Origin of the sequence: Microcoleus sp. MON1_C5, from assembly GCF_036701875.1 — a bacterium.
GTDB lineage: Bacteria > Cyanobacteriota > Cyanobacteriia > Cyanobacteriales > Microcoleaceae > Microcoleus.
This window is the reverse complement of the sequence record NZ_JAUBRN010000105.1, coordinates 1-10,948: the sequence shown is the minus strand read 5'-3', so window position 1 is coordinate 10,948 and position 10,948 is coordinate 1. Positions and strand designations below refer to the sequence as shown.

Here is a 10,948-nt window from a genome sequence, read left to right as displayed (position 1 = left end):
GTTTAACTGCTTATCAATCTATTCAACAAGCTCTCTCTATTGATGGCTCCATTTTTTCCCCTAGTTGAGCAATTACAGAAAAAGTTAAACTTGTCAATACAAAATGGGGATAATTGATACTCAAAGCAGCAATTGGCAGCAAAATAGATGGATACCAAGGCATTAGCCAAGGTGTAGCAAACAAAAACAAAGTGAGAGTCGTCCATCCAATATCTGATACCAAATTAATTTCCGAATCTTTTTTGCGGAATAATGATTTAATTAACGTCCCTGCATAGTAAAAAATCCAGCTTAAATACGCAAAATATTTGAGGAATGATAGAATACTTTCCCTAGTTTCAACACTTATATTGGGCAAAAAATCCATAAATAAATTGATCGCATGGTGAAACGATCGAGCAGTCGCCCCGGCGGTTCCCGGATTTAAAAGACTTCTCCAAGCTGAAACTGTTGGCATAAATGTATAAGTTATCACCACGATAATTAATAAAGAAAGCAAGACGGATGCTGCTAAATCTTTCCACCGACGCTGCTTGCAGAGGAAAGCAACAACTAATGGCAACCAAATTATAGGTAAGGTTTTTACTAAAAAACCTACCCAAATTGCTAAAATTGCCAAAACATAACGTTGGTAATAAATACATCCTATTAAAACGATCAATGTATTCGCAAGAAGAACGTCAAGGTGAGCATTAGCTATTTGCTCGTTCAATAGCATGGGATTGACTAAATAGGCCAGTGTTATGAGGTTACGGTTTTCAGCATTTGTTAGCAAGCGCCAAATTAAGTAGCCATTGAGCGTGTGTACCAACACGCAGATTATTTTAAAAATATAAACGGCTAGTAAAGGGCTAATTGATCCACCAAGTGCTGATAGGGCAAAAAAGAATAAAGAAACGGGGCCGTAGGTAGAAGTTTGCCCCCAGTGGAGGAAGGGAGATACGTTAGAAATTAAGGTATCGGGATTATTCAGATAAGGATTAATTTTATGTAAGCTCATCGTTCCGTAATGCAAGTACATATAAATGTCACTGCTTTGGGGATAAGCTATGAGGGCAAGTGCCAGAAAGGGGATTGCATACTTGCAAATGTCTAGAAAGCTGGAACAGGGCGTTTTTTTTTTAATTAACCAGATAATATATGTAACTGTTGCTATCAAGTAGGAACCGTTAATTAGAACTCGGATGAGGCTGAAACCGCTGGTAGGGAAATCGTTATAGTTGTCTCCACCCTGTAAAACGCTGTAATACTTGCTGATTCCCATTGATGTCATGGCAATACAGAAAATTATGGAAGCTGCTAATGCTGCAGCATATAGAATTTTCTGATTTTTTAAGTAATTGTTGACCATGATGTTATTTATTCAGCGTGGTAAGTGCAGGTAATTTTCTTGCCCAGAGCGTTGACGCTTATCTGACTAAATGGTGTTCCATCGCAAAGCGAACGAGTTCTGCTCGGTTGTTGCTGTCAGTTTTTCTGAACAAGCTGCTGACGTGCTTTTCGACAGTTCGAGGGCTCAGGTGGAGTCGGGAGCCTATTTGAATATTAGAAAGACCTTCTGTCAGCAAATCTAGCACTTCTCGCTCTCGCTGGGTCAAACTCGGGGCATTTTGGCTTGGAGATGCCCGTGAAGCGGAGCTATCCCGTAGGGAATCGCTGGTGTTTGACTTTTGAGTTAAAAAATCTTCTTCTGGCTTGTCATTGGCTCTGCTGCGTGCCTCTGTTGGCGTCGGTTCTGGTTCCGGGGAACGAGAGGGTGCCTGAGCGATTAGAGCGTAGCGATCGAGCAAAGAGCGAATAACCGCCCCCAATTCTTGGAGTTCAAAAGGCTTAGCCAGATAATTGTCGCACCCCATCTGATAGCCCCGAATCCGTTCCTGCGTGCTCGTGCGTTCCGTCAAAAAAATCACCGGCAGCAAGCGGAAAGCGGGACGAGTCCGAACTCGGCGCACGAATTCGTAGCCATCCATCTCGGGCATTGTAATGTCGGTAACAATCAAGTGGGGCTGAAATTCATCTACCAAACCTAAAGCTTCTTTGCCGTTCTCAGCAGCGATTACAGAGTATCCGGTAATTTCTAGATAATCGGTAATTGACAAGCGAGTCGCGAAATCGTCGTCAGCAACCAGAATAGTTAATGGCATGGGGGAATTAAAAATTAAACATTAAAAGTGACTAATTTCACTTTTAATGTTTAATTCTACTGTTTAATTTTCTTGATAACTTGCAGTTAAAGTAGCCGGTTGTCCTAATTTACCCTCCAAAGCTACGCCGCGCCCGTTGGCTGCCAAATGCCGCAGAGTTTTGTAAATTGTCTCGATTTGCTCTGGTCTTCCTGCTTTTTTGGCTAGTTCTTCTACAGACAGAGGTGTTTGAGCGTCTTTGAGCACTTGCAGTACCCGCTGCTGTAAGTCCAATACAGCAGCGGCAGCTTTTTTGCCTGCTTCGACGCCCGGCTGGTGATAGGCATTGACATTCACCAAGGAACCGTAAAAACCTACGGCTCTTTCGTAGAGGGCGATTAATGCTCCTACTGTCTCCGGGTTGACTTGGGGAATTGTGACAGTAATGGAATCTCGGTGATTTTCGTACAAAGCTTGTCGAGTTCCCTGCAACAAACCGGACAAATAATCTCCGGAAGTCACGCCGGTTTCTACTTCTGGGGAAATGCCTTGCCTGTCTTGCAAAACTTCGATAAATGTTAGGAAGAAATTCGGCACGCCGTCTCGCAGTTGCTGGACGTAGGCGTGTTGGTCGGTGCTGCCTTTGTTGCCGTAAACTGCGATACCTTGATGAACTGTATTGCCGTCTAAATCTTCCTGTTTGCCTAGAGATTCCATGACTAATTGCTGCAAGTAGCGGCTGAACAATAGGAGTGAATCTTTATACGGCAAAACTACCATATCTTTTTCACCGCGTCCGTTGCAAGCAAAATACCAGGACATTGCTAACAAGGCAGCGGGATTATGTGTGATTTCGGTGGTTCTAGTAGCTTCGTCCATGACTTTAGCGCCGTCGAGCATCGCCCGAATGTCGATGCCTTGCAAAGCTGCGGGCAAAAGTCCAACTGCTGACAATTCGGAAGTGCGTCCTCCCACCCAGTCGGCCATCGGGAAGCTGCCAATCCAGCCTTCGGATTTGGCTAATTTGTCTAGTTTGCTGTCTGTTCCAGTGATGGCAACTGCCTGTTTGGCGAAGTCTAGTTTTTGGGCGGCGAAGGCTTTTTGAACTTCAATCATGCCGTTGCGGGGTTCGGGGGTGCCGCCGGATTTGGAGATAGTAATTACTAGGGTGCTGACGAGTTTGTCTTTGATTTTGTTGAGGATTCGATCGATCCCAGCCGGATCTGTGTTGTCGATAAAATGTATTGCTAGGGGCGGAATGTCTGGGGATAAAGCTTCGGAAACAAATTGGGGGCCGAGGGCGGAACCGCCGATGCCGATCGAAATTATGTCGGTAAATTGCGGAGCAAAGGGCGGTTTAATATCGCGGTTTTGAACTTTCTTGACAAATTCTTCGACTTGTACTATGCCTTCGACTATTTCTTGTTTTAATTCTGGAGTGGGAGCTAAATCGGGGTTTCGCAGCCAGTAGTGGCCCACCATCCGGTTTTCGTCGGGATTGGCGATCGCACCTGCTTCCAAAGCTGCCATGTCTTTGAAAGCTTTGTCAAATTTGGGCTTCAGTGCTGCTGCGAAAGCGTCGTCGAATCCCATGCGGCTGATATCGAGGTAAAGTCCCAATCCCTCGTGATAGTAAAGCCAGTCTTGATAGCGTTGCCAGAGTGCTGCGGCGTCCATAGGAATTCTCTACAATTTTTTTAATGTTCGATCGGCGTCGTCAGGAATCCACCAATTGTAGTTTAAAACGATCTGATGTACGGCTTTTGCAGAATCCCAATAAATTTAACCATTAGTCCTCTGAAGATAGCCGGAGCCGAAGGCAGGCAGAGCATTCGGCAGAATTAAACAATAAAAATATGACTTGGGCAACACTCTTAGTAGGTAGATCCCTCATTAATGGTCACACCCCATAGATAGATCGAAGCCGCACAGAGATTTAACTGTGGTCGGCGTTGGCGTTTGGGCCCTGGTTTCACAATATTCAAATTCGGGCGATCGGGATGTGTAAAATAGGCATTGCGGTCAGGTTAAATATACTTTTAGCTGTCCCTCAATAATCGGCTAAAAATATAGTTAACAACTGTCAACTATCTGAAGTGTAGTATAATATACAGATATTAGAATTAAAGTGCGATCGACTATGCTTGCTCTATCTCCAGAATTAAAAGAAAGGTTAGCAACTCCGCTCAAAATCGGCGATTTTGAAGTTAAAAGCCGCGTCCTGCAATCGCCCTTATCCGGCGTTACCGACTTGGTATTTCGCCGCCTGGTGCGCCGCTACGCGCCGGATTCGATGATGTACACGGAAATGGTGAACGCTACGGGTTTGCACTACGTGAAGCAACTGCCGAGAATTATGGAAGTTGACCCGAACGAGCGCCCGATTAGCATTCAATTGTTTGACTGCCGGCCGGATTTCTTGGCAGAAGCGGCCCAGAAAGCAGTGGCCGAAGGAGCCGATACTGTTGATATTAATATGGGCTGTCCGGTTAACAAAATTACTAAAAACGGCGGCGGTTCTTCTCTGCTGCGAGACCCGGCAACGGCCGAGGCAATTGTGCGGGCTGTTGTGGAAGCGGTAGATGTTCCTGTCACGGTTAAAACTAGGATCGGTTGGACTGACAAAGAAATTAATATTTTGGAATTTGCCAAGCGGATGGAAGATGCGGGAGCAAAAATGATTACCGTGCACGGCCGCACTCGATCGCAAGGTTACACCGGCCCGGCAAAATGGGAGTGGATTCGCCGAGTGAAAGAAGTTTTATCGATTCCAGTTATTGCTAACGGGGATATTTTTTCAGTGGAAGCAGCGATGCGATGTCTCGAAGAAACCGGCGCAGATGGAGTGATGTGTTCGCGGGGAACGTTGGGCTATCCTTTTTTGGTGGGAGAAGTTGATTATTTCTTGAAAACTGGTGTGGAAAAGATAGCTCCGACACCAATTGAACGCCTCGAATGTGCTAAGGAACATTTGCGGGCTTTGTGGGAATATAAAGGTGAAAGCGGTGTCTCCCAAGCGCGCAAGCACTTAACCTGGTATGCTAAGGGTTTCCCCGGCGCTGGGGAATTGCGGGGCGTGTTGGCTGTGGTAGAAACGGTTGAACAAGGTTGCGATTCGATCGATCGCGCGATCGAGCAATTGCCCGCATAAACCTTACCCGCAGATGTCAATTAGGGATTACAGAAACAAAACCCACCTCTGCGGGCTAAGATTTAAGACACAGTTAAAAATTTGTGTGTGGGGGAAAGCATGGACTCATTAAAAGGGCGAGATTTATTAAGTCTGGCAGATTTAAGCATTGATGAATTAAATTATTTGCTGGATCTAGCAGCCAGTTTAAAATCGGGAATGGTCAAGCTGAAACGCAATAAAGTTCTCGGCTTGTTATTTTCCAAAGCTTCAACGCGAACGCGGGTAAGTTTTACGGTAGCAATGTATAAATTGGGAGGGCAAGTGATTGACCTCAATCCCAACGTTACACAAGTCAGCCGTGGTGAGCCTTTGGTAGATACAGCCAGGGTTTTAGACAGATATTTAGACATTTTGGCGATTCGGACGTTCGAGCAAAAGGATTTAGCAACTTTTGCTAACTATGCCAAAATTCCTGTGATTAATGCACTGACAGATGACGAACACCCATGTCAAGTGCTGGCGGATTTAATGACAGTAAAAGAGTGTTTTGGCAAGTTGGAAGGGGTGACTTTAACTTATTTGGGCGATGGCAATAATATGGCAAATTCGCTGATGTTGGGCTGTGCAATGACGGGAATGAATGTAAGAATTGCTTGCCCTCAAGATTTCCAGCCGAATGCTGAGATAGTGGAAAAAGCTAAGAATATTGCTAATGGAAAAACAGAAGTTACTGTGACGGCGGACGCAGAAGCTGCTGTGAAGAATGCTCAAGTTATTTATACTGATGTTTGGGCGAGTATGGGACAGGAAGAGGAAGCAAAAATCAGGATTCCTTTGTTTAAGCCATATCAGGTAAATGAACAATTGCTGAAGTTAGCAGATAAGAATGCAATTGTATTGCACTGTTTGCCCGCACACCGGGATGAAGAGATTACGGATGACGTGATTGAGGGCAGTCAATCGCGCGTTTGGGATCAGGCAGAAAATCGGATGCACGCTCAGCAAGCTTTGCTGGCAAGCATTCTGGAAAGCGATTAAGAATTAGCTAAAAATTAGTCTTTCGGGGGCTCAAATCGACCTGCTCGCTACTTTTTGCAGACCGCTTCCGTTATCATTTCAGTTGAACCAGGATTATTTGCAACCAGCCTGTAATTATCCGTTTCAACCATGATTAACTGCAATCTCTTAAGTAAAAGAAATGAATCACATCACTACGACAGACTTACTCGAAAATCTCAAATGGCGATATGCCACCAAACAGTTCGATCCAGCCAAAACAATTGCTCCAGAAATCTGGACAGCTTTAGAAGATGCGTTAGTGTTAACACCATCTTCTTATGGGCTTCAACCTTGGAAATTTCTGATTATTACCAGCTCGGAACTTAAAGAACAGCTCAAGCCCCTCTCCTGGAATCAGTCACAGGTTACTGATTGCTCTCATTATGTCGTGTTCGCGATTAAAAAGAATCTCACTGCCGAGGATGTCGATCGCTTTATGGCCCGCACTGCCGAGGTGCGAGGCGGGACTGTAGAGGCAATGGCAGGATATCGGAGTCTAATCGTCAGTGACTTGGTTGATGGTGGCCGCAGTTTTAATATCAATGACTGGTCAACGCGCCAAACTTATATTGCACTGGGCAACTTTATGACCTGTGCTGCATTGCTTGGTGTTGACACCTGTCCAATGGAAGGAATTGAACCTGTCAATTACGATCGCCTGTTGGGTCTTTCTGCAAAAGGCTTTACTACCGTCGTAGCTTGTGCGGCTGGCTATCGCTCTGAAGCAGATAAGTATGCTTCACTCGCAAAAGTAAGATTCCCTAAGTCAGAAATCTTAGAAACTTTATAGAACCCATTTGGTATCTTCTTGAGCGAACTATATGGTTTTGAGGGGATCGTTTTACCAGAGGATTTAATACCAGAGTCAGGACTTTAAGCTAACAGGCATCAAACCAGATACAACCTAGATACCTCAAAGGCTTGTGAGACAACAAAAAGATCCTAAATGGGTTCTATAAACCCGGGATACGCTGTAAGTCGATCGCAATAGCCCACCTCGGCGCACCCTAAAAAGTGATTAAGAGGCTCCGAAATTGATTTTTGCAACTTCGCCCGCGACAACATTAACTGTTTGTTGAATCTGACTTCTGTCAACTTTCAACTGATAAGTTCCCGGAGAAAGCTCGATCGCCCCAAACCATCCTTTACCATCCGCGCGCAGTTGACGCACCTGGCCAGCAGCATCGATCGACTGCAATGTCAAGCTCGCACCGTCGCAAGTTTGAGCGCACTGCTGCAAATTTCCGGCGATCGCACCTGTAGTCGGCCGCGACTTCCAAGGCATATCGGGAACGGCTGCTGCTGTCGCCCACACAGGCTGAGTTTCATAGGTTTTGCCCGTCGCAGCATCAACGTATTGACTCGGCTGCGAAAGGGCGGTATAAAACAAATCGTTGCTTTGGGGAACGTATTTCCAAGGCTGGCGGGGCAAATCACCGCTACCGCCCGCTCGCAGTTCCACATTCGTGTACACGTTGCTGCTAGCGTAGGAATAGAGCACCGTACCTGCGACGTGATTTCCTTTCGCAGAGGGCGCTTCGGCGCGGCGAATCTGGCCTAGAGTGTCTTCGATGTAGTTGAGGTAATTGCCGGGGCCGATCGCAATTTGGCGGTTGTACTGGTGGTCTTTGGCGTACTCGATCCAGTTGTCGTAAGCGAGTTTTTGCGATCGTTTGTACTCGCGCTGGTAAGTCATCGGCATCGCCATGTCTACGATCCCTTCTTCCAGCCAAGCGCGCCAATCTTGCAATACTTCTTTGTAAGGCTGCGTTTGATACCAAGCTGCATCGTTTGTTGGGCCGTCTCCCCAGGCGATCGTGGCGGCGGTAATTTTAACGCGCGGTTTAATCGCAAGGCTTTCTACATAAAGCTTCCGCACTAAATTTGTCACCTGGTCGCGCCGCCACTGCATCCACGCGGGATCGGTGGGTGCGGGTTTGCCCGATCGACCTGTTTGCTGATTGAAACGGGCGATCGCAGTCGGATTGTAGCCCCAAGTCGGCCCGCCGTAGCGCACATAATCCAACTGTACGCCGTCCACATCGTAGCGCTTCAGCAAGTCCAAATAGACGGAAACAGTATAATCTACGGCGTCTGGATGGCCGGGATCGAGATAGCCTTGGGCTTCCCCACCGTAAGTCAGCATTGCCCAATTGTCGCTGCCGGGGGCCGAAGGCCCGTGTTGTTGCCAAACGTGACCGGCGGGAAGTTTGCTACCCGAAACCACCGGCAGCGTCACCATCCAAGCGTGTACTTCAATGCCTGCGGCGTGGGCTTTGTCAATCAAATCTTGCAGGGGATCGAAACCGGGGGGAACGTTGGGATCGAGGGTGCGGGGTTCGATCGCACTCGTGTAAAAGGCATCGCCACGGCGGCGGACTTGGGCGACGATGGCATTGGCATTTGCCCGCTGCGCGTCTGCGATTAATTTTGTGACTTCTTGAGGGGTTTTGAAGCCGGGATTGAAGGCGTCCACCCAGAAGGCGCGAAATTCGGCGGTTTGGGTTTGCGGAGGCATAGTTGCGTTAGCGCGGGATGGGAAGTTTGAGAACCAACCAGGAGTCAGCAGAAAACTAATTGTTAAGCCAATCAGGAACAAGCTTGACAAAAAGAATGTTTTGGTCTTTCGCATGAGAATTGTGTGTGAGAGCGTTTAACAGTCCTCTACGGACTTTTGGTTTGAGCGTCCGCTTGACATTTTCGCACAATGGTACATTAAGTGGGCAGATCGGTAAATAGTTGAGTAATACCGCTGGGAGAGTCGAGAATGAGATTAAAATTGACTTCGGCAAAATGGGCGATATTTTCCGATATTTCAATATAGCGGTTGAGCCAGTAAATTGAATCCGCTACACCACTTAACATAGTTTTACAGGCTAAATAGGGTTTTAATGATTTTCATTTTGGCTGTATCAATGCCGCATTCAAGTTTGGAAATTGGACTGAGGGTTTTCCACTTGCCTTTATTCGCGGTGAAGATAGCATCGGCTGTTTTTTCGGCATCAATATTTTCAAAGCCTCCTATTTTATTAGTTGATAAGTAATTGAGACGGTCAAAAATTTCATCTCTTGATGCACGTTTCACACTGACTGCTTGAGGAGGAGGAGGCGGCGGCGGTGGCGGTGATATAGAAAATACTTTAGCAATAAAATCTAATCTCGCCTTAGTCAAACCACATTGTAACTTAGTCAGGGGGGTGAAATCTGACCATTGAGCGCGGTTAGAATCTACAATTTTATTGGCCGTTTCAACTGGTTTTACATTCTTCCAATTATGCTCTTTAACTAAGTATTTAAGTACAGCTATAATAGTATCTTTTGATGCTGTACTCAGATTGACTGTGGGATTTGCTTCGCGCGCTAGAATCTTCGCTTGTTCAATATTTGATGGTTTGGGGTCAATGACAATACACCATACTAAATCTAATTTGGCTTGTTGAGCTACAGCATAGACAAAGTGATTGCTCACCACTTGATACTGAGAGTCGCCTGTTTCTTTAACGATAATCGGAATCCAATTGCGATTACCTGCTTGCAAGACGGCTTCGGCGGCTCCGGCAATGATAAACTCTGACTCAGAGCAGGGTTCTGCTGACTCAATTTTAGATAACTTCAAGTGCATTAACTTACCGATGTTCTCAGAATTACTCATACAAAAAATACTCCTTCGCTAATTTTAAGTAATATTCAGCGGCTTTTTTGTGTTGAAAAACCGCTGGTTTTCGAGAAAAAGCTGCCGTTGAAACAACTTCATATTCTGGAACACTGAATATAGTTGTGTCAATCACCGTTTTTGTAGATTTAGGCCAATAATAGGGTAACAAATTAGTATCTAGAAGATAATTATCTGCTTTCTTAAGTGTAAGAATTGCTTTAATCTCTGCATTTGCTCTTTTGATTGAAGCCTCTGTTTCTTTATGTTTATTGAAAAATATCGGCAAGGCAATAGGGCCACCGTCCTGCCTAAGCTTCTTAACTTCAGGTAAGAATTCTTTAATCACTTTAGCAGCATTTTTTAAAGATGAAAAGTTATTGTGTTCTGTTGGCATGAGGATTACATCGGAAGCTATCACACAGCTTTTACTAAAAAAAGTCCAGTTCGTAGGTGCATCAATTAAGATGTAATCATATTTAGAAACAAAAATATCAAGCAAATATCGCAGCATTGCTGAACCTTTTTCAATTTTTGCTTCATACTCATAACTCATGAACTTTGATAACCCTGAGTCAGATGGGATGACATCAAATACCTTAACTAATAGCCCTGCTTTATCCTTCAGATTAAATGCTTGAAGAGTTTCTTTAACATTCAATGCTTCCTCAACCAGGCAATCAGATAATTTGACTTTTCCTTCCTGTAAGCCTAATGAATCTGTTAAATCTCCTTGTTGTGGATCGAAGTCAACAACAAGCACTTTTTTGTGCTGTTGTCGAAGAATCGCAGCCAAGTTGATTGTCGTTGTAGTTTTTCCCACACCTCCCTTATCATTATAGATGCAAATTGTTAAAGCTTTGGGTGGGTTTTCCAGCAAGTTCTTAATTTTAGTAATAATCTCAATGGTAATTGCTCAACCCCCTTGACAAGAAGACGAGATAGACATTAGATAAAGGAATGGAAAAACTTCCCGACTTA

The 10,948-nt window shown here is 45.1% G+C and carries 10 protein-coding genes; 3 read left to right on the top strand and 7 right to left on the bottom strand.

Annotated features, from left to right (window positions below):
* Positions 1 to 22: 22 nt before the first annotated feature.
* The 3 genes from QUA71_RS28020 to QUA71_RS28010 form a co-directional block, all read right to left on the bottom strand.
* Entirely contained in the window at positions 23 to 1,351 is a 1,329-nt protein-coding gene (locus tag QUA71_RS28020) for a hypothetical protein (RefSeq protein WP_333290134.1), read from the bottom strand.
* Positions 1,352 to 1,409: 58 nt separating this feature from the next.
* Positions 1,410 to 2,144, bottom strand: coding sequence for a response regulator transcription factor (locus QUA71_RS28015; RefSeq protein ID WP_333290132.1), 735 nt, complete (start codon positions 2,142 to 2,144; stop codon positions 1,410 to 1,412).
* Positions 2,145 to 2,207: 63 nt separating this feature from the next.
* Positions 2,208 to 3,800, bottom strand: a complete 1,593-nt coding sequence (locus QUA71_RS28010) for a glucose-6-phosphate isomerase (RefSeq protein ID WP_333290130.1) — start codon at positions 3,798 to 3,800, stop codon at positions 2,208 to 2,210.
* A gap of 463 nt (positions 3,801 to 4,263) precedes the next feature.
* Between QUA71_RS28010 and dusB the strand changes: the two genes are divergently transcribed.
* The 3 genes from dusB to QUA71_RS27995 all read left to right on the top strand — a co-directional run bounded on the left by dusB (position 4,264) and on the right by QUA71_RS27995 (position 7,105).
* On the top strand, positions 4,264 to 5,274 hold the full coding sequence (gene dusB, locus QUA71_RS28005; RefSeq protein WP_333169518.1) for a tRNA dihydrouridine synthase DusB: 1,011 nt from the start codon (positions 4,264 to 4,266) through the stop codon (positions 5,272 to 5,274).
* Between the two features lie 99 nt (positions 5,275 to 5,373).
* Entirely contained in the window at positions 5,374 to 6,294 is a 921-nt protein-coding gene (argF, locus tag QUA71_RS28000; RefSeq protein ID WP_190739043.1) for an ornithine carbamoyltransferase, read from the top strand.
* 160 nt (positions 6,295 to 6,454) lie between these two features.
* Positions 6,455 to 7,105 (top strand): NAD(P)H-dependent oxidoreductase, encoded by a 651-nt coding sequence (locus QUA71_RS27995; RefSeq protein WP_333290128.1) that lies wholly within the window; start codon positions 6,455 to 6,457, stop codon positions 7,103 to 7,105.
* Between the two features lie 228 nt (positions 7,106 to 7,333).
* Here QUA71_RS27995 and QUA71_RS27990 read toward each other — a convergent pair whose 3' ends face one another.
* From QUA71_RS27990 to QUA71_RS27975, 4 genes are all read right to left on the bottom strand, one after another.
* Positions 7,334 to 8,947, bottom strand: coding sequence for a family 10 glycosylhydrolase (locus tag QUA71_RS27990; protein WP_333290126.1), 1,614 nt, complete (start codon positions 8,945 to 8,947; stop codon positions 7,334 to 7,336).
* 83 nt (positions 8,948 to 9,030) lie between these two features.
* Entirely contained in the window at positions 9,031 to 9,180 is a 150-nt protein-coding gene (locus tag QUA71_RS27985; RefSeq protein ID WP_445243466.1) for an alpha-E domain-containing protein, read from the bottom strand.
* 4 nt (positions 9,181 to 9,184) lie between these two features.
* Positions 9,185 to 9,967 (bottom strand): hypothetical protein, encoded by a 783-nt coding sequence (locus QUA71_RS27980; protein ID WP_333290124.1) that lies wholly within the window; start codon positions 9,965 to 9,967, stop codon positions 9,185 to 9,187.
* Positions 9,960 to 10,847: a ParA family protein gene (locus tag QUA71_RS27975; RefSeq protein WP_333290122.1), complete on the bottom strand. Its 888-nt coding sequence runs from the start codon at positions 10,845 to 10,847 to the stop codon at positions 9,960 to 9,962. Before QUA71_RS27975 ends, QUA71_RS27980 begins: the two co-directional genes overlap by 8 nt.
* Positions 10,848 to 10,948: the final 101 nt, after the last annotated feature.

Bases quoted from the DNA above. Each gene is read 5' to 3' on its own strand.
- QUA71_RS28020 (WP_333290134.1), bottom strand. From the start codon at position 1,351: ATGGTCAACAATTACTTAAAAAATCAGAAAATTCTATATGCTGCAGCA.
- QUA71_RS28015 (WP_333290132.1), bottom strand. From the start codon at position 2,144: ATGCCATTAACTATTCTGGTTGCTGACGACGATTTCGCGACTCGCTTG.
- QUA71_RS28010 (WP_333290130.1), bottom strand. From the start codon at position 3,800: ATGGACGCCGCAGCACTCTGGCAACGCTATCAAGACTGGCTTTACTAT.
- dusB (WP_333169518.1), top strand. From the start codon at position 4,264: ATGCTTGCTCTATCTCCAGAATTAAAAGAAAGGTTAGCAACTCCGCTC.
- argF (WP_190739043.1), top strand. From the start codon at position 5,374: ATGGACTCATTAAAAGGGCGAGATTTATTAAGTCTGGCAGATTTAAGC.
- QUA71_RS27995 (WP_333290128.1), top strand. From the start codon at position 6,455: ATGAATCACATCACTACGACAGACTTACTCGAAAATCTCAAATGGCGA.
- QUA71_RS27990 (WP_333290126.1), bottom strand. From the start codon at position 8,947: ATGCGAAAGACCAAAACATTCTTTTTGTCAAGCTTGTTCCTGATTGGC.
- QUA71_RS27985 (WP_445243466.1), bottom strand. From the start codon at position 9,180: ATGTTAAGTGGTGTAGCGGATTCAATTTACTGGCTCAACCGCTATATT.
- QUA71_RS27980 (WP_333290124.1), bottom strand. From the start codon at position 9,967: ATGAGTAATTCTGAGAACATCGGTAAGTTAATGCACTTGAAGTTATCT.